Source organism: Nonomuraea sp. NPDC002799, assembly GCF_053592075.1.
Genome location: NZ_JBSFVA010000001.1, coordinates 379,584 through 400,221 on the forward strand (window position 1 = coordinate 379,584; position 20,638 = coordinate 400,221).

Annotated in this window: 20 protein-coding genes; 9 read left to right on the plus strand and 11 right to left on the minus strand. The window is 71.7% G+C overall.

Annotation, left to right across the window (positions count from 1 at the left end; all coding sequences use genetic code 11):
* Positions 1–4: 4 nt before the first annotated feature.
* From ACWD0F_RS01645 to ACWD0F_RS01655, 3 genes are all read right to left on the minus strand, one after another.
* Positions 5–325 (minus strand): hypothetical protein, encoded by a 321-nt coding sequence (locus ACWD0F_RS01645; RefSeq protein WP_449871719.1) that lies wholly within the window; start codon positions 323–325, stop codon positions 5–7.
* Positions 326–409: 84 nt separating this feature from the next.
* Entirely contained in the window at positions 410–607 is a 198-nt protein-coding gene (locus ACWD0F_RS01650; protein ID WP_449871721.1) for a zf-HC2 domain-containing protein, read from the minus strand.
* The gene (locus ACWD0F_RS01655; RefSeq protein ID WP_449871723.1) at positions 607–1,152 is read right to left on the minus strand and encodes a sigma-70 family RNA polymerase sigma factor; all 546 of its coding nucleotides are present in this window, start codon (positions 1,150–1,152) and stop codon (positions 607–609) included. The genes ACWD0F_RS01650 and ACWD0F_RS01655 overlap by 1 nt, the downstream gene beginning before the upstream one ends.
* A 117-nt stretch (positions 1,153–1,269) precedes the next feature.
* Here ACWD0F_RS01655 and ACWD0F_RS01660 point away from each other — a divergent pair, with 117 nt between their 5' ends.
* The 4 genes from ACWD0F_RS01660 to ACWD0F_RS01675 all read left to right on the plus strand — a co-directional run bounded on the left by ACWD0F_RS01660 (position 1,270) and on the right by ACWD0F_RS01675 (position 5,961).
* Positions 1,270–1,914 carry a DUF4142 domain-containing protein gene (locus ACWD0F_RS01660; protein ID WP_449871724.1) on the plus strand — a complete coding sequence of 215 codons (645 nt, stop codon included), beginning with the start codon at positions 1,270–1,272 and terminating at the stop codon, positions 1,912–1,914.
* A complete protein-coding gene (locus ACWD0F_RS01665; RefSeq protein ID WP_449871726.1) occupies positions 1,911–3,380 on the plus strand; it encodes a DUF1996 domain-containing protein in 1,470 nt (489 codons plus the stop codon). Before ACWD0F_RS01660 ends, ACWD0F_RS01665 begins: the two co-directional genes overlap by 4 nt.
* Positions 3,381–3,446: 66 nt before the next feature.
* Entirely contained in the window at positions 3,447–4,271 is an 825-nt protein-coding gene (locus ACWD0F_RS01670; protein WP_449871728.1) for a hypothetical protein, read from the plus strand.
* A gap of 67 nt (positions 4,272–4,338) precedes the next feature.
* The gene (locus ACWD0F_RS01675) at positions 4,339–5,961 is read left to right on the plus strand and encodes an NADH-ubiquinone oxidoreductase-F iron-sulfur binding region domain-containing protein (RefSeq protein WP_449871729.1); all 1,623 of its coding nucleotides are present in this window, start codon (positions 4,339–4,341) and stop codon (positions 5,959–5,961) included.
* Positions 5,962–6,203: 242 nt separating this feature from the next.
* On the opposite strand, the gene ACWD0F_RS01680 is transcribed toward ACWD0F_RS01675, so the two are convergent.
* Positions 6,204–7,028: a L,D-transpeptidase family protein gene (locus ACWD0F_RS01680; RefSeq protein ID WP_449871731.1), complete on the minus strand. Its 825-nt coding sequence runs from the start codon at positions 7,026–7,028 to the stop codon at positions 6,204–6,206.
* Between the two features lie 172 nt (positions 7,029–7,200).
* Here ACWD0F_RS01680 and ACWD0F_RS01685 point away from each other — a divergent pair, with 172 nt between their 5' ends.
* On the plus strand, positions 7,201–7,836 hold the full coding sequence (locus tag ACWD0F_RS01685) for a GNAT family N-acetyltransferase (RefSeq protein ID WP_449871733.1): 636 nt from the start codon (positions 7,201–7,203) through the stop codon (positions 7,834–7,836).
* A gap of 66 nt (positions 7,837–7,902) precedes the next feature.
* Here ACWD0F_RS01685 and ACWD0F_RS01690 read toward each other — a convergent pair whose 3' ends face one another.
* Genes ACWD0F_RS01690 through ACWD0F_RS01700 form a run of 3 tightly spaced genes read right to left on the minus strand, consistent with a single transcriptional unit; the run spans position 7,903 to position 11,152 of the window.
* Positions 7,903–8,679, minus strand: coding sequence for an ABC transporter permease (locus ACWD0F_RS01690; protein ID WP_449871735.1), 777 nt, complete (start codon positions 8,677–8,679; stop codon positions 7,903–7,905).
* Positions 8,676–10,238 (minus strand): hypothetical protein, encoded by a 1,563-nt coding sequence (locus ACWD0F_RS01695; RefSeq protein ID WP_449871737.1) that lies wholly within the window; start codon positions 10,236–10,238, stop codon positions 8,676–8,678. The genes ACWD0F_RS01690 and ACWD0F_RS01695 overlap by 4 nt, the downstream gene beginning before the upstream one ends.
* Complete coding sequence (locus tag ACWD0F_RS01700; RefSeq protein ID WP_449871739.1) at positions 10,235–11,152, minus strand: ATP-binding cassette domain-containing protein; 918 nt, start codon at positions 11,150–11,152, stop codon at positions 10,235–10,237. Before ACWD0F_RS01700 ends, ACWD0F_RS01695 begins: the two co-directional genes overlap by 4 nt.
* Before the next feature lie 135 nt (positions 11,153–11,287).
* Here ACWD0F_RS01700 and ACWD0F_RS01705 point away from each other — a divergent pair, with 135 nt between their 5' ends.
* The 3 genes from ACWD0F_RS01705 to ACWD0F_RS01715 all read left to right on the plus strand — a co-directional run bounded on the left by ACWD0F_RS01705 (position 11,288) and on the right by ACWD0F_RS01715 (position 14,290).
* Complete coding sequence (locus tag ACWD0F_RS01705; protein ID WP_449871741.1) at positions 11,288–12,625, plus strand: sensor histidine kinase; 1,338 nt, start codon at positions 11,288–11,290, stop codon at positions 12,623–12,625.
* Entirely contained in the window at positions 12,622–13,287 is a 666-nt protein-coding gene (locus ACWD0F_RS01710; protein ID WP_449871743.1) for a response regulator, read from the plus strand. The genes ACWD0F_RS01705 and ACWD0F_RS01710 overlap by 4 nt, the downstream gene beginning before the upstream one ends.
* Positions 13,288–13,405: 118 nt before the next feature.
* Positions 13,406–14,290, plus strand: a complete 885-nt coding sequence (locus tag ACWD0F_RS01715; RefSeq protein WP_449871745.1) for an NADP-dependent oxidoreductase — start codon at positions 13,406–13,408, stop codon at positions 14,288–14,290.
* Here the strand turns inward: ACWD0F_RS01715 and ACWD0F_RS01720 are convergent.
* Genes ACWD0F_RS01720 through ACWD0F_RS01730 form a run of 3 tightly spaced genes read right to left on the minus strand, consistent with a single transcriptional unit; the run spans position 14,280 to position 18,068 of the window.
* Positions 14,280–16,238, minus strand: coding sequence for an acetoacetate--CoA ligase (locus tag ACWD0F_RS01720; protein ID WP_449871747.1), 1,959 nt, complete (start codon positions 16,236–16,238; stop codon positions 14,280–14,282). The two genes, ACWD0F_RS01715 and ACWD0F_RS01720, sit on opposite strands and share 11 nt — an antisense overlap.
* Before the next feature lie 58 nt (positions 16,239–16,296).
* The gene (locus tag ACWD0F_RS01725) at positions 16,297–17,154 is read right to left on the minus strand and encodes a serine hydrolase (RefSeq protein ID WP_449871749.1); all 858 of its coding nucleotides are present in this window, start codon (positions 17,152–17,154) and stop codon (positions 16,297–16,299) included.
* Positions 17,151–18,068 (minus strand): LysR family transcriptional regulator, encoded by a 918-nt coding sequence (locus ACWD0F_RS01730; RefSeq protein WP_449871751.1) that lies wholly within the window; start codon positions 18,066–18,068, stop codon positions 17,151–17,153. Before ACWD0F_RS01730 ends, ACWD0F_RS01725 begins: the two co-directional genes overlap by 4 nt.
* A gap of 87 nt (positions 18,069–18,155) precedes the next feature.
* Between ACWD0F_RS01730 and ACWD0F_RS01735 the strand changes: the two genes are divergently transcribed.
* Positions 18,156–19,766, plus strand: coding sequence for a penicillin-binding transpeptidase domain-containing protein (locus ACWD0F_RS01735; protein WP_449871753.1), 1,611 nt, complete (start codon positions 18,156–18,158; stop codon positions 19,764–19,766).
* 78 nt (positions 19,767–19,844) lie between these two features.
* On the opposite strand, the gene ACWD0F_RS01740 is transcribed toward ACWD0F_RS01735, so the two are convergent.
* Positions 19,845–20,606, minus strand: coding sequence for an HAD family hydrolase (locus ACWD0F_RS01740; protein ID WP_449871755.1), 762 nt, complete (start codon positions 20,604–20,606; stop codon positions 19,845–19,847).
* Between the last annotated feature and the right edge of the window lie 32 nt (positions 20,607–20,638).

A 20,638-nucleotide genomic window follows, 5' to 3' on the forward strand; every position in this document is an offset into this window, starting at 1 on the left:
CTGTTCATAGCCAGGCTCTGAGTTCCCACAGCGGTGGGAAGTAGTGCAGGCGCGGGCGACCGCGCAGAAAAGGGGCGCCCGTCGAGCCGATCTGACGTTCGACCATCTGGACGTGACGCGTCCGCGCCCGCGCGGCGCTCTCGTCGTGGGTCAGCAGGTCTCCGGTCAGGCCCGGCACGAGCTCGCGGAGCCGCAGGGGCGGGGAGCCGGGTGGCCGCTGGGCGAGGAGCGCGGGCAGGCGGAGGCGGCCGTCGTACGACGGCCGGCCGCCTTCGTCACCGCACCGCCGACGCGAGGGACCGGGTGCATCACCGTCGATGCCCACCGAACACCTCCCCCAAAACCGCCCGGCCTGTTACACCGGGCGCCTGTCTCGCCGTACCGATATCACCCGAAAAGGGCATAGACGTCAACGTGACATCGACATCGGGGGATCGTCGTCGGAGGTGGAGGAGACGTTTTTGAGCTCGTCGAGCTGCTCCGGCAACTCGGCGAGCTCAATCAGCTCCGCCTGGCACTGCTCGCACGTATCGAGGTGGCGTTCGAACGCCTCGTGCTCCTCTTCGTCGAGGACACCGAGGACATAGGCGGCCACCCCGTCATGCATCAGCCGGCAACCCCCTTGTCCCGCAGCAGCTCACGGAGTGCCCGGATGCCGTAGTAGAGCCGGGACTTCACCGTGCCCGGCGGGATCCCCAGAATCGCCGCCGCTTCACTTATCGTACGGTCTCGGAGGTAGGTCTGCTCTATGACTTCGCGGTGTTCTTCGGACAGACTGCGGAGCGCGTCGGCGACAACGATCGCCGACAGGGCACGCTCCGAGCCGTCGGGCACCGCCAGCATGTCGACTTCGGGCGGCTCGACCTCGTGAGGCCGGGCGCTCTTCCGTCGACGTCCGTCGATAACGATGCGGCGGGCCACTGTCAGCAGCCACGCCCATAGGAGGCTTGGTTCCCATTGCAGTCTTGCCGAGTTTCGCCAGGCTCGGACGAGCGTCTCCTGCACCACGTCCTCGGCCCACTGAAGGTCATTGCCTGTGGATTTGCGGACGTGTCGCAGCAGAGGGCCGCCGAACTCCTGGTAAAGCACCGCGATGCGATGCTCCGCCTCGGCATCCGCACTCTCGAACCTGCCGTCGAGGTGACCTAGCACGGGGCACATCTTTACACCTTCGTTATCTCGGCGGTAGCCACTCCGATAACTCCAGTCATTTCTAACTATCTCCGGCCATAGGTGAACCACGCCAGGGATGCCCACGTACCTCCGACCATGCACAGGCTTTTGCGCGGTGAGTTACTCATGCTCGGCGGCTTCGTCGTAGCGGCCGCGGTGACGATCCTGCTGGTCATGCCGCCGGCGATCGACCCAGCCGCCGCCCAGTGGACACAGACGTCCTCCGGGCCCCTGACGGCCGCCGACCGTGACCTGGTGATCAAGGTGCGGCAGGCGGGCCTCTGGGAAATGCCGGTCGGCGAGTACGCCAAGACCCGCGCCGAGTCCCAACGCGTCAAAGAAGTCGGCAGGCTGATCATGGAAGATCACCTGAAGCTGGACCTGCTGACCCGCCAGGTCGCCAAGAAACTGGGCGTCGCCATCCCCGACGAGCCCAACCCCGACCAGCAACGCTGGATGGCCCAGCTCGCCTCGGAAAGCGGCCCGGCCTTCGACAAGGACTTCGCGAACCTGCTGCGTGCCGCGCACGGGAAGGTCTTCACCGTCGTGGCGGGCGTACGAGCCGGAACCCGTAACTCCGAGATCAGGAAGTTCGCCCAAGAGGGCGTGAACTTCGTCATGAGACACATGGCGCTGCTCGAATCCACCGGCCTGGTCGATCACAACGAGTTGCCGGAACCCCCGTCGCCCTCACCCGCTCCACCCGTCGCACTGGCGGTCGATACGAGGAGACACACATGAGGAGATCCAGACGCATGGCCGCGGCCGTGTCAGCTTTGGCCGTCGCGGCCGGCGGACTGGTGTCCGCGGCTGTCATCGGGGTCGGCCCCGCGCGCGCCGACCACTGCGACCCGGCCCAGGCCACGGCGTCACCATCGGCGGCCCCGAGTGCCGGCCCGAGCGCGTCACCCACGGCGACCCAGCGGGGCCGCAACCGGAACCAGCAGGACCAGAACCAGGACCAGCAGGATCAGGATCAGAACCAGCAGGCCCCTGATCAGCAGGCCCCGGACCAACAGGCGCCGGACCAGCAGGCCCCGGACCAGCAACAGGCAGACCAGCAGCAGGCAGACGAGCAGGACCAGACGGGTCAGGCCGGTGGCGCCGCCGTACTCGACCCGGCCGAGTCCCCTGAAGCGGCCCCCGAGGCCGCCCCCGAGACCGAGGAGACCGCCTCGACGTTCTCGCGCCGCGGCCGCAACCCGACGAGAACCGCCACCCCGGTTCCCAGCCAGACCCAGAACCCCGACGACGACGCCACCGGCGAGCCGTCGCAGAGCGCCTCCCCGACGGGCTCCGCGTCGCCTTCCCCGACGGCCACCGGCGAGCACGACGAGTGCGCCGACCTGGGCCCGTTCGTCGAGGACTTCGTCAACATCCGCCAGGTCCAGGCCGTGCAGCAGGACGCGCGCGCCGGCCGCAACGGCTCGCGCGGCACCTTCGTCTCCCAGTGCGGGACGAACCGCAACGGCCACAACAACCCCGACAACTTCATCGTCGCGCCCGGCGTGAGCAACGGCGCCCACCACCTGCACGACTACGTGGGCAACCTGTCGACGGACGGCTTCTCCACCGACGAGAGCCTGGCCGCCGCGGGGACCACGTGCCGGCAGAACGACCAGTCCACCTACTTCTGGCCGGTCGTCAGAGACCGCAAGGTGGACGTGAACACCGAGGACCCGGACGGCAACGTCGGCCAGGTGTTGCGACCCCGCTCCGTGACGCTCCAGTTCCGCGGCAACGCCACCTCCAGGGTGGTCGCGATGCCGAGGTTCATCAGGATCATCACCGGCGACGCCAAGGCGGCCACCAACGGCCCCGCCAACGCACGGGCCGGCTGGAGCTGCTCGGGATTCCAAAATCGCATAAGTCCCGACAAATACACGCTTTGCCCGCGCGGCAGTCAGGTTCTTCGTATTCTGGACTTCCCTAGCTGCTGGGACGGCCAGAACACCGACAGCGCAAATCACCGCACGCACGTGGTCTTCCCCGGCCAGGGTGGTGCTTGCCCGCAGGGCACCAGAGCGATTCCGCAGCTTCGCATGACCCTCGCGTACACCGTGCCGCAGGGTCCCTCGTACGCCGTGGACGCCTTCCCGGAGCAGAAGCACAACCCGATCACCGACCACGCTGACTTCGCCAACGTGATGCCCGACAGGTTGATGCAGTCCGTCGTCTCATGCATCAACCGGGGTCGCCGCTGCTGATCTGACAGGCCTTTGCGGGCACTCGCCTTCCGAGTCGCACCCTCACTCGACCTTGGAGGGAAATACATGCTCCACAGACGACACCCCCGGCACGCCCCCACCAAGCTGGACAGCAGGAACGTCCGGCTGGGGGCGAGCGCCTCCATCGCGGCCATCGTGCTGTCGGCCTTCGTGCTGACCAGGACGGAACGCGGGATCGGGCTGCTCGGCCGAGGGGTCAGCTTCCTCGAGTTCTATGCGGGCGTGTTCTCTCTGGTGCTGCTGACCGCGACAGTCGCGCTCGGCCTGCTCACCACCGAACGCGTCTTCCTGTCGCCGGCCAACCGGGTCAGGGCCCAGTTCGCGCACCGGGCCGCCGCGTTCGGCGGACTGGCCTGCCTGCTCACGCACATCACCCTCATGATCAGCCTGGGACACGTGTCGCCGGGGGCGGCGGTCGTGCCGGTAGCCGGGCTCTACGTGGGATTTGGCGCGCTGGCCTTCGACCTCATGGTCCTGGCCGTGGTCACGGGAATCCTGAGGGGGCGTTTCGCGACCCGGACCAAGCCGTGGTTGTGGCGGATCTTGCACTCCGCCGCGTACCTGGCCTGGCCGGTCGCGATCATGCATGGACTGACGGCCGGCCGGCCACCGGCCGGCTGGGTGGCCTGGTCGTACGTGGCGTGCATGGCGGCGGTCGGCGGCGCGCTGATCGTCCGCGTGCTGGCCACGCTGCGCCGGCCGCCGATCATGGCCGAGCGGGTCGAAGGACCCGCGGTGACGGCGCCCGTCGCCGCGGGCGTGCCCGTGGAACGGCCGCAGAAGGTCGGGGCGGCGGCGGCCACCGCCGCACGGATGAACGCGCCCGTGAGTCTCGCGGACGCTCGGCGCAGATACCGGGAGGCGGGATGAACCCGCTCGGCCCGGCGGACATATCAGGAGGCCGGATGAGTCTGCTCCCGTTCCCCGGGGGGCGATCGTGATCCCCGCCCGGGTGCCACGGGTGCTCCGCATGGGTCCGGCCCGGCTCACCGCCGGGCTGGACCACTGCCGGCGCCTCGACCTGCCTGCCCACCGCACGCTCCACGGCGCTCCCGAGCCGCGCGAGCTCGGCGACCTCATCTCGCACATCAACGAGGTGGACATGCGCGGGCGGGGCGGCGCCGCGTTCCCGTTCGCGCGCAAGCTGCGGGCCGTCGCCGACGCGGCGGGCTCGGGCGAGAGCATCGTCCTGGTCAACGGCGCGGAAGGCGAGCCGGCCAGCTCCAAGGACGCGATGCTACTTACCCGCAACCCGCATCTCGTGCTCGACGGTGCGGTGCTGGCCGCCGAGGCGCTCGGCGCCCGCGAGGTCATCGTGGCCACGGCCGGGGGCGAGGTCGCCGAGGCGTCCGTCGCCGCGGCCGTGGCCGAGCGCCGCGCGGCGAACATCTCGGGTGGCGCCGAGAGCCGCGTCCCGATCCGCGTGGTCGGGATCAAGGAGCGGTTCATCTCCGGCGAGGGCGGCGCGCTCGTCCGCGCCGTGAACGGCGAGGAGGGCATCCCGCCCGGCCGGAAGAAGCGCGCCGCCACCAGCGGCGTGGACGGCCTGCCCACCCTGCTGTCCAACACGGAGACGTACGCGCAGTTCGCGCTGCTGGCCGAGCTCGGCCCCGAGCGGTACGCCGAGGTCGGCACCAGCAAGGAGCCGGGCACCATCCTGCTCACCGTCAGCGGCGGCGCGGCCGAGGGCGCGGTCATCGAGGCGCCCACGGGCACCTACCTGGCCGACGTGCTCGCGCTCACCGAGGCCGAGGTCGGCGACGGCGTGCTCGTCGGCGGCTACCACGGCGCCTGGTTGTCGGCGGACGTCGCCCAGACGGCCGTGCTCTCCCGCGAGGGCATGAAGGCGGCCGGGGCCACCCTGGGCGCCGGGATCATCGTCCCCCTGGGCGAGTCCACATGCTCGCTCGGCGAGGCCGCCCGGGTCACCGCCTACCTCGCGGCCGAGTCGGCGGGCCAGTGCGGCCCCTGCCGGCTCGGCCTGCCCGACATCGCCAGGGCCATGTACGCGCTGGTCGAGGGCACGGGCTCGGTGGACGCGGTCCGGCGGTGCGTGCGCGGCGTCGAGCGGCGCGGCGCGTGCTTCCACCCTGACGGCACGGCCAAGTTCGTGTTGTCGGCACTGGACGCGTTCGAGACCGAGATCGCGCTCCACCTGGAGCACGGCTCGTGCGGCCGGCCGGTCCGCGGCGTGCTGCCGATGCCCGAGCGCGAGGCCGACGTCGAGTACCGGCTGGAGGTCGACTGGTCCCGCTGCCAGGGGCACGGGCTCTGCGCGCATCTGCTGCCGGAGTTCGTGGACCTGGACGACTACGGGTTCCCGTCGTTCAGGAGTGTCCCCGGCTATCTGGCCAAGGAGGCGCGGCGGGCGGTCGACATGTGCCCGGCGCTGGCCCTGCGGCTGGCCAGGACCACCGGCGACGGGCCGCCGCCTCCTCCCGGCAAGCCGCTGCGGCTGGTCAAGGACGGCGTGCTCAAGAAGGCGGGCGCCAGCGTGCCCCGCCTGACCCGGCTAGGGCTCGCGCCCGCCCCGAACGCTCTGGGAGGCACAGCCGGGTGAGAAACAGGTGACCGAACCTGGCGGGCCGGCCGTCTCACCGATGATTCTTCTGGGAGACGTCCGTGGACCGCCGGAAATTCCGGCACGCCGCCGCACTGGTCCGCGTCGATCGCCCAGTGGCGGCGGATAATCACGCCTATGTGAATGACGTTGAATTGACGGCGCCTGCCACGGGCTGAACGCGGCGCAACTGGCCGAGGGGAAATCGCGTTATGACCCCGGCCGGCTGTTTTCTGCTGCCTTCAGGAGCCGTAGGGCTTTCCGCGCACGTACACCGGCTCGCCGATCTTCACCATCTCGAACAGGCGCTTGGACGTCGTCAGCGGCAGGCGTACGCAGCCGTGCGAGGCGGGGCGCAGCGGCACCTGCGTCGAGCCGTGCATCGCGATGCCGCCGACGAAGTAGAGCGAGTTGAACATCGAGCCCAGCGCCCCGGTGTGCCAGCCGGCCGCCCGCCTGCTGACGCGGAAGTCGCCGACCGGCGTGATGGCGTTGCCGCAGTGGCCGTTGTCGCAGTAGCTGCGCTCGGCGCCGCTCGAAATGTGCGAGAACAGCACGGGGCGGCGGTGGCGGTAGACGGTCAGGAGCTGGTTGCGCAGGTCGATCTCCACCCGATTCGCGCCCCCGTTGGGGACCAGCGCGTGGTTACGCGCCCGGCGCTCGAACGTCCGCCAGACCTCCGGGCCGACCTGCCCCTTCGGCATCAGCCGCCGGTTCTTCTGCAGCGCCCAGACCGCGAACTTGGTCTGCTCGTCGTACACGCCGCTCAGCCGGCCGTAGTAGTAGCCGTCACTGTGCAGCTTGCGCTGCAGGAGCCGCACGCTCTCCCCGCGGTCGCCGGGCTTCAGCACGAACGCCGCCTTCTCCGTACGTGTCTCCGGCCGCGTTTCCGTACGCGTCTCCGTACGCGTCTCCGGCCGCGTCTCCGGCCGCGTCTCCGTTCGCGTCTCCGGCCGCGTCTCCGCCTCCGTTCCTGTCTCCGTCTCCGTGTCCGCCCTGGCGGGCGCCGCCGTCAGAAAGGGCAGGCTGAGGGCGAGAGCGGCAATTCCACATACTTTTATCCTCATAAATCAACGCCTACCCAGATGGCCGAGAATCCATCTCCTATAAGGGTTTTGTCAATCAAAAGCCCAGCCAGAACAGCGAATCACGCTAAATACCGGCATTTCGCTTTTATAGGTTGCTGTCAGGCGGAAAACGGGTCGCGCCCGGCCCGTGCGACTGGGAGCATGCGGTGTCATGCGTAACTGGCCGCTCTTCGAGCTCTCCATCACGACACCGCGCCTGGAGCTGCGCCTCCCCTCCCTCGAAGACCTCGACGAGCTGGGCGACCGCGCGGCGGACGGCATCCACGAGGAGGGCTACATGCCCTTCCTGGTCCCCTGGTCCGACGTGGAGCCGGCCGAGCGGGCCAGGCGGACGGTGCAGTATCACTTCCGGCTGTGGAGTGAATTCAGCCGGGACGCCTGGGCGATCGCGTTCGTGGTCGTCCACGAGGGTCAGGTCGCCGGCACCCAGGAGATCTCGGCCAAGAGCTTCCCCGGCACCCTGGAGGCCACGACGGGCTCCTGGCTGGCCCGGCGTTTCCAGGGCCAGGGCATCGGCACCGAGATGCGCGCGGCCGTGCTGCACCTCGCCTTCGCCGGTCTGGGGGCGCGGTTCGCGACGACGGAGGCGTTCGAGGACAACCACGCGTCGCTCGCCGTGACGAGGAAGCTCGGCTACCGGGAAGACGGGATCAACGTGTACGACCGCATGGGCAAGCCCGTCGTCAGCCGGCGCTTCCGCCTCGCCCGCGAGGACTGGACGGAGCGGCCCGGCATCCAGCTCCACAACCACACGAAGTGCCTGCCCCTCCTCGGCCTCGACACCTGAGCCCCGGTCGCGGAGGTCGCGACACCTGAGCCCCGGTCGCGGAGGCCCCCGCCTCCGCGCTCGGGGTCAGGCGTCGCGACGCCGTAGCAGCAGGCCGCCGCCCAGGAGGGCCGCCGCCGCCCAGAGCGCGAGCACGCCGAGCCCCTCCCACGGCCCGATCGGCAGGACGGCCAGATCCGTGCCGGCCTGGACGGCCAGCCCCGCGTTCGTCGGCGCGAGCTTCCACAACAACTCCTGCGCGTCCGGATCGGAGACCAGCCGGACGGCGAGCGGAAGCAGGTAGAGCAGCCCGAGCACGGCCCCGGCCGCCGCCGCCGAATCCCGCACGGCCGCCGCGACCCCCACGCTGAGCAGCGCGATCAGCCCGAGATACAGCACCGACCCGGCGGCGGCGCGCAACGTCGGCCCGTCCGCCAACGACAGCGGGGAGTAGCCGTGCGCGTGAACGAAACCGCTGCCGGGCAACAACAACCGCCCGGCCAGCAGGCACCCCAGCACGGCGACGGTCCCGGCGGCCAGCGTCAGACCGGTGACCACGCCCGCCTTGGCGGCCAGCGCGGTGACCCGGCGCGGCATGGCGGTGAGGCTGGTGCGGATCATGCCCGTGCTGTACTCCCCGCAGACCGCCACCACGGCCAGCATCGCGACCGCCGCCTGACCGAGCTGGACCCCCATCAGGCTCAGCCTGGTGACGTCCTCCCCGCAGCCGGGGGACGCGCACGTCACGGCGACGTCCGCCACGGCGCTCAGCCCTGCGGTCAGCACGACCACCGCGACCAGCAGCCAGGCCGGCCCGGCCACGGTGCGCGTCTTCGTCCATTCAGCGTGCAGCGCCCGTCTCATGCGTCCCTCCGGCGCAGCCGGTGCATCGCCACTCCGAGGGCGAGCGCGGCGTAGAGGCACGTCACCCCGAACCCGGCCCACGGCGCCAGCGGGAAGTAGCCCGCCACCGGCGCGTAGTGCTCCAGCACCTGCTCGTACGCGGGAATGCTCTGCTGGACCGCGAAGCCGGCGGCGGGGGTCAGCCGCAACAACCACCGCGACACCTCCTCGGGCAGGATGGACGCGATCCCGAGCACGTACGGCACCACGATCGCCGCGGCGGCCGCGATGACCGCCATGGCGCTGCGCCGGAAGATCGCGCCGAGCGCCAGGGCGAAGACGGCGGTCACGGCCAGCAGGGCCGCGGTGCCGGCGATCACGCGCAGCTCGGTGAGGACGGGGACCGGCAGGATGAAGATGCCGTTGCCGGACATGATGTTCGCGGTGACCGGGACCGTGACGGCGATGACGGCCAGGGTGACCGCGAAGATGGCGCCGCCGATCACGACGGCCTTGGCCGCCAGCACCCGGCCGCGCCGCGGGCTGGCGAGCAGGGTGGTGCCGATCAGCCCTCTCCGATATTCCGCGGTGACGAACACGACCGCCACGACCATCACCACGACCAGGGCCGTCAGCGCGCCGGTCAGCGTGTGCTCGATCCTGCCCTGGGTCGCGACGGGCGCGATGTCGCCGACCCCGGTGATGGTGTACGTGCCGGCGGAGTCTGTCAGCCGGCCAGGGTGGTGGACCTCGCCGTTCTCCTCAAGAGCGGCCCCTATGTCGTCCTGCCGCCAGGTGCCGCCGGGGGCCACGCCGCGTACGCCGACCTGGTCCATGATGGCGGTGGCCTCGGCGAAGCGGGAGGTCGAGATGGAGCCGCCGGCGGCGTTCCTGGAGACCCGCACGTCCCCCGGCGAGGCGGCGAAGATCCCGATGCGGACCTGGGCCGGCAGCCCTTCCAGGCGGGCCGTCCCCACGGTAGTCCACCGCTTGCCGTCGGGCGACTCCGCGCCGGTGATCGTGTCGCCGGCCCTGGTCAGCCGCAACCAGCGCGGGGACTCCTTCGAGACGCCGCCGGGGCGCCCGGCCACGTCCTCGGTGAAGTCGTGCTGCATGCGCACGCCGTGGGCGCCGGTCATCATCACCGCCGCGTACGCGGACCCCTGCTTGGTGCTCTCCTTGATCATGACACCGGCCTTGGCCCACGGGACGAGCCCGCCCGCGACGTTCCTGACCCCGGGGGTGGCGTCGGGCAGGCGGATCTGGCCGGTCATGGAGGTCAGCCGCACGGTGATGCCGCCGTCCCCGTTCAACGACTGGTGCATGTAGAAGAAATCGTCTTCCACCGCCTGGCCGCCAGGGCCCAGCGGAGGGACCGGGCACGGCACCTCGACCGGCCCGTTGCTGCACGTGGAGCTGCTGCCGGTGGCCATGAGCAGCCCCAGCAGCGGGATGAGCAGCGCCGCGACGACCAGGCCGGCCGTCCAGCCGCGGACCGTGCGCAGTTTGGTCCACTCCGCGCGCAGCAGCCGCGCGAAGCCGTCGCGGCCGGTCACCGTGGAGCGGTACGCGGTGGTCATCGCGCCGTCCCCCGGAATTCGACCGCGTCCCTGGTGAGCTCCAGGTACGCCTCCTCCAGCGTCGCGCGGTGCGCGGACACCTCGGAGAACGGCACCCCCTGCGCGCCGAGGAGACGTACGACGTGCTCGGCCGCCAGCCCGGACACGGTGAGCGTGTCGCGCTCGGTGGCGGCCACGGTCGCACCGGCGTGGGCGAGCGCCGACATCGCCTCGGACCGCGCCGTCGTCCGCAGTGTGACCCGCCCGTCGGACGCGGACGCGATCAGCGCGGCCACGCTGGTGTCCGCCACCACCCGGCCCCTGCCCACCACCACGAGATGGCCGGCGGTGTCCTGGAGCTCGCTCATCAGGTGGCTGGACACCAGCACGGCCCGCCCCTCCGCCGCCAGCGACCGCAGGAACCCCCTGATCCACACGATCCCCTCGGGGTCGAGGCCGTTGAACGGCTCGTCCAGCATGAGCACCGGCGGATCGCCGAGCAGGGCCGCGGCGATGCCCAGCCGCTGACGCATGCCCAGCGAGAACCCCCCTGCCCGGCGCCGCGCCACGCTCTCCAGCCCGACCAGGCCGAGCACCACGTCCACCCGCCTGGCGCCCAGCCCCTGGGAGTGCGCCAGCCACAACAAGTGGTTGCGCGCGCTCCGGCTCGGCTGCAGCGCGGCGGCGTCCAGCAGCGCTCCGACCTGGCTGAGCGGGGAGCGCAGGCTCACGTAGCGCCGCCCGCCGACCAGCGCGCTGCCCTCGTCGGCCGCGTCCAGGCCGAGGACCACCCGCATCGTGGTGGACTTGCCCGCCCCGTTCGGCCCGACGAACCCGGTCACCTGCCCGGGAAGGACGGTGAACGTCATGCCGTCCAGTGCCTGGGCGGACCCGAACCGCTTGCGCAGCCCGCTGACTTCGATGGTTGCTTCCACGCCGAGCAGACTAGGCAGCGGACCCCTGCCCGGTCGTCACGCTGCCGAGCGATCCACGCCGTCACTGGCGCCAGCTACGCCGTATCCCTCACACGAGGGATGCCGCACTCCGCCAGGGCCGTGACAATGGCTTCCGTGGAACGAGCGCGAGAGACCTGGGCCGGATGGCGGCGCCGGATCGCGGCGGGCCCCTTCGCCGGACACGGGCCCGTCGCGCGGTGGCGGCGCCGGATCGCGACCGGCCCCTACGCCGCCGCGTACGCGCCCGTGGTGCTCGGTGTGGTGCTGGCGCTGGCCGCGCTGGCCGAGTCGGTCACGCAGGCGGGGGGCATGCCCGGGCTCAACGAGACCGTCCGCGTGCCGGCGGGCGGGCCGATGCCCGGAGGCGGCCCGCCCGTGATCGATGACGGACGCTCGTTCACCGCCGTCCTCCCGCTGCTCGCCCTGGCCACCACGCTGCCGCTGCCGCTGCTGTGGACGCAGCCGCTCGTGGCCGCGCTCCTCGTCTCCGGCGCGAGCGTGTTGTCGATCTCGGCCTTCCACACGCTGACCGCGGCGGGCGTGGTCGCGCAGCTCGTCGTCGGCCACCGGCTGGCACGGCACGGCTCGCAGGCGGCAGCCGGGCTGGTCTCGGTGCTGGTCGCCGTGCCGTTCCCGGTGCTGGCGGCGGCAGGCGGGCCCGGCGGGCGGCTGCACGCGCTCACGCTGCTCCTGGCCGGCCTGGCGCCGGCGGCGGCACTGACCGGCATCCTGCTCCGCGCCCGCACGCGGGCGAAAGTGGAGACGGCCGCCCGGCAGGTCATCGCCGAGACCCTGCTGGAGCACACCGCCCGCGGTGAGCGCGCGCGCATCGCCCGCGAGCTGCACGACGTCGTCGCCCACCACATCTCCATGGTGGCCGTGCAGGCGGAGACGGCCCGGCTGGCCGTGCCCGGGATGCCGGAGGCCGGCGCGCGGCGGTTGCTGGCCATCGGCGACACCGCCCGCGCGGCGCTGACCGAGATGCGGCGGCTGCTCGGTGTGCTGCGCGAGGACGCCCGGGATGAGCAGGCGGCCTGGCGGCCCCAGCCCGGCCTGCGCCTGCACGAGCTCAACGAGCTGCTCGACGAGTCGCGCGCCGCCTCCGGGACGAGCACCCGGCTCATCCTGCGCGGCGCGCCGGTGGAGCTCGACCCGGGCGTGGAGCTGGCGGCGTACCGGATCATCCAGGAGGCGCTCACGAACGCGCGGCGGCACGCGCCCGGGGCCGCCGTGGACGTGGAGCTCGACTACACCGGCGACGACCTGCGCGTGCTCATCCGCGACAACGGCCCTGGCCTGAAAGACGACGAAGCCAACACCGGCGGGCATGGGCTGGCGGGGATGCGTGAGCGCGCCGCCGCCGTGGGTGGCGAGCTGCGCGCCGGCGCCGTGACCGGCGGGGGCTTCCTCGTCGAGACCCGCCTGCCGGGTAAGGACGGGGATACCCAGTGAGCAGCCCGAAGGTCCGCATCGTCATCGCCGACGATCATCCGGTGGTCCGCACCGGGTTCGCCGAGCTGCTGGACACCCAGCCGGACTTCGAGGTCGCGGGCACGGCGGCCGACGGGGCCGAGGCCGTGCGGCTCTGCCGCGAGCTCTCCCCCGACGTCGTGCTCATGGACGTGCGCATGCCCGGCATGGGCGGCATCGAGGCCACCCGGCTGCTCGCCGACGGGCCCCGGGTGCTCATCCTGACCACGTTCGACCTCGACGAGTACGTCTACGACGCGCTGCGCGCCGGAGCCAGCGGGTTCCTGCTCAAGGACGTCACCGCCGAGCGGCTGTTCGACGCCGTCCGGGTCATCGCGGCCGGCGAGGCGCTGCTCGCGCCGGCGGTCACCCGGCGGCTGATCGGGGAGTTCGCCCGGCTGGGGCCCGGGGCGGGCGCTCCGGTCGCGGCGCTGTCGGCGCTGACCCCGCGCGAGACCCAGGTGTTGCGGCTGGTCGCGGAGGGGTTGTCCAACCCGGAGATCGCGGCCCGGCTGACGGTCACGGAGGAGACGGTCAAGACCCACGTGAGCCGGGTGCTGGGCAAGCTGGGCCTGCGCGACAGGACGCAGGCGGTCGTCGCCGCCTACGAGACGGGCCTGGTCGTCCCACGCGGACGCCCCTGAGCCCCCACCGGCATGGTGACTCACGCATAGCGGAAGTCTATTTGAAAAGACGTTCACGTATGAAAGACGCGCGTTTGACGCATTGGCTGTCTCCAGAAGTCCTTCTAAGGTGGGCCGCATGCGAACGATGGAAGCAGCCAGGATTCACGACTACGGCGACGCCTCGGTGATCAGGCACGACCGGATCCCGATCCCGCGCCCAGGCCCGGGAGAGGTGCTGATCGAGGTGGCGGCCACGTCCTTCAACCCCTCGGAGATCGGCCTGCGCAGGGGCCTCCTGCGCGGTATCCTCCCGATCACCCTGCCGCACACGCTCGGCTGGGACGTCGCGGGCACGGTCACCGAGACAGGTCCGGACGTGACCGCGGTCGCCCCGGGCGACCGCGTGTTCGGCCAGATCGACGGCGCCGCGGCCCAATACGCGGTGGCATCGGCCGCCGTCCTGGCGCCGGCGCCCGCGGGCGTTCCCCTCGCCGACGCCGCCGCCATCCCGGTGGCCGCGCTCACCGCCTGGCAGGCGGTCTTCGAGCACGCCAGGGTGAGCCGTGGGCAGCGGGTGCTGATCAACGGCGCGGGCGGCGGGGTCGGCATGTTCGCCGTTCAGTTCGCCCGGCTCGCGGGCGCGACCGTCACGGCCACGGCCGGCGAGCGCAGCGCGGCGGCCGTCAAGCGGCTCGGCGCGGACGAGGTGATCGACTACACGACCACTCCGCTGCCGGGCGGGATGGACGTGCTGCTCAACCTGGCCGCGGTCCCCGAGGAGAGCGCCGCCGCCCTGGCCGGCCTCGCACGTACGGTGTTCACGGTCGCCACCCCCATCCCGGGCGGCACGCACTTCGTGACCCGCAACGACCGGGAGCAGCTCACGAGGATCGCGGACCTGGTCGCCAAGGGCGAGTTGGCCGTCGAGGTGGCCGAGACGCATCCGCTGCCGGAGCTCGCCACGATCCACCGCCGGGCCGAGGCCGGGGACACCCGCGGCAAGATCGTCATCACGGTCTGAAGTGGCGCAGCACCTCGGGGTTGGCCATGGCGTCGGGGTTGGCGGCCTCCTCGACGGGGGTGCCGAGCAGGATCTTGCGTACCGGCACCTCCAGTTTCTTGCCTGACAGGGTGCGGGGGATCCCGGGGACGGCGCGGATCTCGTTGGGCACGTGCCGGGGTGACAACTCCTGGCGCAGCGCGGCGCACAGGGCTTGTTCGAGCTGCTCGGTGAGCGTGACACCCTCGGTGAGGGTGACGTACAGGAGCAGCCGGCCCTCCTGCCCGAGCCGGCCCGTGTCGATCACCAGGCTGTCGGCGATCTCGTCGAACCGATCCACGACCCGGTAGAACTCGCTGGTGCCCATCCGGACGCCGCCGCGGTTGAGTGTCGAGTCGGAGCGCCCGTAGATGACGCAGCTCCCGTCCTCGTTGATCTTGATCCAGTCGCCGTGCCGCCACACGCCCGGGTAGACGTCGAAGTAGCTGTCGGAGTATCGCCGGCCGTCGGGGTCGTTCCAGAACATCACCGGCATCGACGGCATCGGCTGGGTCAGGACCAGCTCGCCCACCTCGCCGACGACCGCCTTGCCCAGCGGGTCGAACGACTCCACCCGCGCCCCCAGCGACCGGCACGGGATGACGCCCGCCCTGATCGGATGGAGCAGGGTGGCCCCGACGAAGCCCGTGCACACGTCGGTGCCGCCGGAGAACGACCCGATCGGGATCCCCGGCAGCTCCTCGGCCACCCAGGTGAAGCCCTCGGGCGGCAGCGGCGAGCCGGTCGAGCCGATCCCGCGCAGCCGCTCCAGCCCCTCGGGGTGGATGCCGGCCTTGAGCGAGGCCATGATGTACGGCGCCCCGACCCCGAAGTAGGTCACCTCCTCCGAGGCGGCGATCCGCCACAACACGGCGGGCGACGGGTAGGCGGCCGAGCCGTCGTACAACACCGGCGTGGCCCCGGCCAGCAGTGCGCCGACGAGGTAGTTCCACATCATCCAGCCCGTGGTGGTGTACCAGAAGAACACGTCGCCCTCCCCCAGGTCCTGGTGGAAGGCGAGCGACTTCAGGTGCTCCAGCACCACGCCGCCGTGCCCGTGCACGATCGGCTTGGGCAGCCCGGTCGTGCCGCTGGAGTAGAGGATCCACAGCGGATGGTCGAACGGCACCCGCTCGAACGTCAGCGGCGCCGCCTCGGCCCGCAGCCCCTCCCAGCCGATCACCTCGCCGTGCGGCAGCTCGCCGGTGCGCACAGGGGCGGGCTCGGCCTGCTGGGGCGCGCGGCCCTCCGCGGCGGCGGCCAGGTAGGGGATCCACACGGTGGCGCGCAGCGAGGGCAGCTCGGCGGCGATCTCGTTGACGGCGGCCGTGCGGTCGTAGCTCTTGCCGTTGTAGTGGTAGCCGTCCACCGCGATCAGCACCTTGGGCTCGATCTGCCGGAATCGGTCGACGATGCTCGGCACCCCGAAGTCCGGCGAGCCGGCCGACCAGATCGCGCCCAGCGAGGCGGTGGCGAGGAAGGCGATCAGCGCCTGCGGGATGTTCGGCAGGTAGCCGGCCACCCGGTCGCCGCGCCCGACGCCGAGCCTGACCAGGCCCGCCCGCACGCGGGCGACCTCCTCGCGCAGCTCCGCGCAGGTCAGCTCCTGGCGGGCGCCGTCCTCGGAGACGAACACGACGGCGGTGCCCTCGGTACGGCGCAGCGCGTTCTCGGCGTAGTTGATCGACGCGCCCTCGAACCACCGGGCGCCGGGCATCGTCCCGGCCAGTACGGGGCCCGCGCCCCGCTCGCCGATCACGTCGAAGTGCTCCCAGATGGACGCCCAGAACTCCGCCGGGTGGTCGACGGACCATCGCCACAGGTCCTCGTAGGTCCCCGATCGGCCCAGCCACTCCATGTAGCGGGTCAGCCGCGCCGCCGCGACGACTTCTTCGCCCGGCTCCCAGAGAAGCGTGCCCTCAGCAACCATGTGTCCCATCCTGTCGCCAGATCAGGGGAATGTCATACCCGGCCTCCCCCATAAGTTGTCATCTCCGTAGGTGGTCCACCGCCATACGCGCGGCCGTGCCGATCACCGCGTCGGCGCGCGGCTGGTTGAGCGCGGTGCTGAAGGAACGGGTGAAGACGGCCACCGCGTAGCGTCCCCCGTCGGGGTACTCGACGACGCCGGCCTCGTTGCGCAGCGTGGGCAGGGTGCCGGTCTTGCCGCTGACGGCGACGTCGTCGTACGGGAAGCCGGAGGCCAGCCGGTGCGGCCACACCTGCATGTTGAACACGGCGCGCATCCAGGCGCACGACTGCGCCGAGGCCGCCTCGTCGCGCCAGATCAGCCCGAACAGCGCGGCCATCTCGCGCGGGGTGCCGCGGTTGGTGCGCGCGGGGTCGAGCGCGCTCAGCCGGGAGATGTCCTCGGGATCCACGTACGGCCACCCGTGCCCGGTGTCGGCGTCCATGCTGTCGTCGGCGGCCCCGGCGCCGTAGGCCACCCGCGTGCCCGCGAGCCCGAACGTGCCCAGCATGGCGTTGACCGCGTCCCTCCCGACCTGCCGGAGCAGCACGTCGGCCGAGGTGTTGTCGCTCACCACGATCATCAGGTACGCCAGGTCGCGCAGCGAGATCGTCACGTCGTCGAGCATCCCCGAGATCCCGGTCGGCCCCGCGACCCGGTCGGCGGCGGTCACGGTGACCCGGCTCGACGGATCCAGCAGCCCGGCGTCGGCCTGCCGGCAGAACTCCACCAGCAGCGGCACCTTCCACATCGACGCGATCGGCAGCGGCTCGTCGGCGCCGTGGCCGACCGCCCGCCCGGAGTCGATGTCGGCCGCGTACAGCCAGCCGGTCACGCCCGCCGGGCGGAACAGCGCGTCGAGGTCGGGCTCGGTCATGCCAGCATCCCCGGCCTGCGGCTGATCCGCCGCGTGGGCACGGCGCCCTCGTCCGTCATCCCGGCGTTCTCCTTCAGGGTTCGTACGGCCACGGCCGAGAACTCGCTCACCTCGGCCGTCGCCACGCGCCAGGCAGTGGAGACCCGCCACGCGATGGGCGAGCCTAGCAGCGGCCGCCACGTCAGCCCAGGCTGAGTCGCCTTCGGCCCGAACGCCACCGCCGCCCCGGCCAGCACCAGCCCCAGCCCGGCGCCCTGATGCACCTGGGCGGGCACGTAACCGTGGCGGCGGCACTCCGACAACGTCTCGGCGTGCAGGCCCGGCTCGCCCTCCTTCGGGGGCATCAGCAGCTCCCGTCCCGCCAGGTCGGCCAGGTGCACCTCGCCGACGCGGGCCAGCGGGTCGGCCTCCGCCAGCAGCACCCCTTGCGCCTGCACGAGGACCTGGCCGAACCGGAGCCCGGCGGCGGTGACCGGATGGCGGACGAGGCCGACGTCGATGGCGCCCTCCGCCAGGGCCGTCACCTGGTCGGCGGTCCAGATCTCGGCGGGCGCGAGGCGTACCTCGGGGGTGGTCTCGCGGAAGCCGGCGACCAGGGCGGCGATCACGGCGGCGGCCAGATCGGGCGGGACGCCGACCTTGAGCACCGTGCCCGCGCCGTGCCTGGCCAGTTCGTGCAGCCGGTCCACCCTGACGATGATCTCGCGGGCCTCGCCCAGCAGCAGCCGGCCGGCCTCGGTGAGCCGGACCTGGCGGGCGGAACGGTCGAACAGCCGCACGCCGAGCTCCTCCTCCAGGCGCTTGATGCGCTGGCTGAGCGGCGGCTGCGCCATGCCGAGCCGGATCGCGGCGTTGCCGAAGTGGAGTTCCTCTGCCACTACGGTGAAGTAGCGCAGATGCCGGACAAGGTCCATGACCAGCAACTATATCCACATTTATATCCATAAACCGGATATATCAATATTGGACACCACTGCCCCTGCTCTGGTGTTCTCTGGGCTATGGCACGACAAACGGGGACGATGTACGCACACCTCCAGCCGGAGCAACCACCGAGACGGCGCCGGCGACGCTGGCCGTGGATCCTGGCGGCGATCCTGGTCCCGGTCGTCGCGGCGGGCGGGGTCGTGTGGGTGCTGCGCACACAGGGCTCGCCGGAGGAGAGCGCCGACGCCTACCTGTCGGCCTGGACCGATCAGGACTACCCGGCGATGCGCGCGCTCGTGGTGGACCCGCCGGCCGGCTTCGAGACCTGGTACCGCCGCTTCCGCACCGACCTCAAACTCTCCGGCGCCTCCTTCACCCGGCCGCGGCCTTCGGGGGTCTTCGCGTCCACGTCGAAGGACGGCAAGGTGAGCTTCTCCGCCAGGCTGACCGGGGTACACGACTGGACCTACGACGGCGAGCTCCAGCTCGTCGAGCGCGGCGGCGCCTGGAAGGTGGCCTGGACGCCGGCCGCCATCCATCCGCTGCTCAAGCAGGGGCGCTCGCTGCGGGTGAGCACCGAGAAGGCCGAGCCGCCGCAGGTGCTGGCCGCCGACGGCACCCCGGTCGGCACGCCGGACGCGCCCGGCTCGGTCCAGCAGCTCGTGGCGGGCATCAAGGAGACCTACCCGCAGCGCTTCGCGGCCCCTGACCGATCCAGGATCGACCTCTACCAGGGGGACGAGGTCATCCGGACGATCGAGAAGCCGGACGGGAACCGCGCGCTGCAGACCACCATCGACCTCAAGGTGCACCGCGCCGGCGCCCAGGCGCTGGAAGGGGTGTCGAAGCCGGCCTCGCTGGTGGCGCTCCGGGCCTCGACCGGGGAGATCCTGACGGTTGTCAACAAGCCGGGCGGGTTCAACCGGGCGCTGCTCGGCAAGTATCCCCCGGGCTCGACCTTCAAGGTCGTGACGGCCTCCGCGCTGGTCGCGGACGGGGTCGAGCCGGCCAGGAAGGTCGCCTGCCCGGCCGAGAAGAACATCGGCGGCTTCCCGTTCCACAACGCGGGCTTCGAGGACTTCGGCACGTTGTCGTTCCAGGACGCGTTCGCGCATTCGTGCAACACCACGTTCGGGGAGATGAGCGTGGCCCGGCTGAACGGCGGCCGGCTGGCCGAGGTCGCCAAGAGCTTCGGATTCGGCACCGCGATCACGCCGGGGGTGCCGGCCGTCCGCGCCGAGTTCCCCGACCCCAAGGACGACACCGACCTGGCCTCGGCCGCGATCGGGCAGGGCAGGGTGCTGGCCAGCCCGCTCAACATGGCCTCGGTCGCCGCCGCCATCGCCTCAGGGGCGTGGATCCCGCCCCGGCTCGTCCGCGATGAGCTGATCCCGGGCCAGCAGCCGGACAATCCGCGTCCGCTGGAGAAGGGGGTGGTGGCCGCGCTGCGCGAGCTCATGCCCGCCGTCGTCACGGACGGCACCGCGCACGCCGTGCACTTCCCGGCGGGAACGGCGGGCAAGACCGGCACGGCGGAGTACGGCTCGGGTGACGAGCCGCCCGCGCACTCGTGGTTCATCGGGTACAAAGGCGACGTGGCGTTCGCGGTGATCGTCGAAGGCGGCGGGGCGGGCTCCGCCGTCGCCGCACCCGTCGCGGCCCGCTTCCTCACCGCCCTGAGCTGATCCCGCACCCGTCGCGGCCCGCTTCCTCACCGCCCTGAGCTGACCCGCGCGACCGCCCTGAGCTGACCCGCGCGAGGGTCAGCCGGCCCGGCGGTTCGCCGGCGCGGTGAGGGCGGCCACCGCCGCCACCACCTCGGAGGCGTTGGACAGATCCGGCAGCACCAGGTCGGCCCCCGCCTCGCTCAGCTCGGCCGCCATCGAGCGCCCGGAGGCCACCCCGATCATCATGGCCCCGCCGATCTTGGCGGCCTGCACGTCACGCGTGGAGTCCCCGATCAGCACGGTGTTGGCCACGGTGAACGGCGTGCCGAGCCGCTGCCTGGCCCGCCCCTGGGCGACCTGCAGCAGCGTCGCCTTGGGATAGACCTCCTCGCCGTATCCGCCCAGCTCGAAGTCGATGAACTTGTCCAGCCCGAACGCCTTGAGCTTGTGCACGGCGTTGCCCTTGATCGTGCCGGTCAGCACGGTCTGGACGACGCCGTCGAGCCTGGACACCGCCTTCAGCGCGTCCTTGGCCCCCTGCATCATCCGCCCCTCCTTCGCCAGCCGCCCGCGCCGGTCGGCGAAGGCCATGGCCAGCGCCGACAGGAACTTGGGCAGGTGGGCGTCCTCGGCCACGACGCCGTTGACCGCGAGCGTCTCGAAGACGATCTCGGAGTCCGGCCGGCCCAGCGGCGGAACGAGCTTGACCAGCGGCCGCCCGGTCACGTGGCGGAAGGCCTCGGCGTAGGCTTCCCTGGTCACGATGGCGACGTCGACCAGGGTCAGGTCGATGTTCCACAACACAAGGCGGTTGATGGCAGCCTCCTGGGTTCCCTGCAAGGGTAGGGCCGGGGCCATGCTAGGAGCTCCCGCATGAGCGATTTAAGCAT

Coding starts and splice junctions, on each gene's coding strand:
- ACWD0F_RS01650 (WP_449871721.1), bottom strand. CDS start 607: ATGCATGACGGGGTGGCCGCCTATGTCCTCGGTGTCCTCGACGAAGAG.
- ACWD0F_RS01660 (WP_449871724.1), top strand. CDS start 1,270: ATGCACAGGCTTTTGCGCGGTGAGTTACTCATGCTCGGCGGCTTCGTC.
- ACWD0F_RS01665 (WP_449871726.1), top strand. CDS start 1,911: ATGAGGAGATCCAGACGCATGGCCGCGGCCGTGTCAGCTTTGGCCGTC.
- ACWD0F_RS01670 (WP_449871728.1), top strand. CDS start 3,447: ATGCTCCACAGACGACACCCCCGGCACGCCCCCACCAAGCTGGACAGC.
- ACWD0F_RS01680 (WP_449871731.1), bottom strand. CDS start 7,028: ATGAGGATAAAAGTATGTGGAATTGCCGCTCTCGCCCTCAGCCTGCCC.
- ACWD0F_RS01685 (WP_449871733.1), top strand. CDS start 7,201: ATGCGTAACTGGCCGCTCTTCGAGCTCTCCATCACGACACCGCGCCTG.
- ACWD0F_RS01690 (WP_449871735.1), bottom strand. CDS start 8,679: ATGAGACGGGCGCTGCACGCTGAATGGACGAAGACGCGCACCGTGGCC.
- ACWD0F_RS01695 (WP_449871737.1), bottom strand. CDS start 10,238: ATGACCACCGCGTACCGCTCCACGGTGACCGGCCGCGACGGCTTCGCG.
- ACWD0F_RS01715 (WP_449871745.1), top strand. CDS start 13,406: ATGCGAACGATGGAAGCAGCCAGGATTCACGACTACGGCGACGCCTCG.
- ACWD0F_RS01720 (WP_449871747.1), bottom strand. CDS start 16,238: ATGGTTGCTGAGGGCACGCTTCTCTGGGAGCCGGGCGAAGAAGTCGTC.
- ACWD0F_RS01725 (WP_449871749.1), bottom strand. CDS start 17,154: ATGACCGAGCCCGACCTCGACGCGCTGTTCCGCCCGGCGGGCGTGACC.
- ACWD0F_RS01730 (WP_449871751.1), bottom strand. CDS start 18,068: ATGGACCTTGTCCGGCATCTGCGCTACTTCACCGTAGTGGCAGAGGAA.
- ACWD0F_RS01735 (WP_449871753.1), top strand. CDS start 18,156: ATGGCACGACAAACGGGGACGATGTACGCACACCTCCAGCCGGAGCAA.
- ACWD0F_RS01740 (WP_449871755.1), bottom strand. CDS start 20,606: ATGGCCCCGGCCCTACCCTTGCAGGGAACCCAGGAGGCTGCCATCAAC.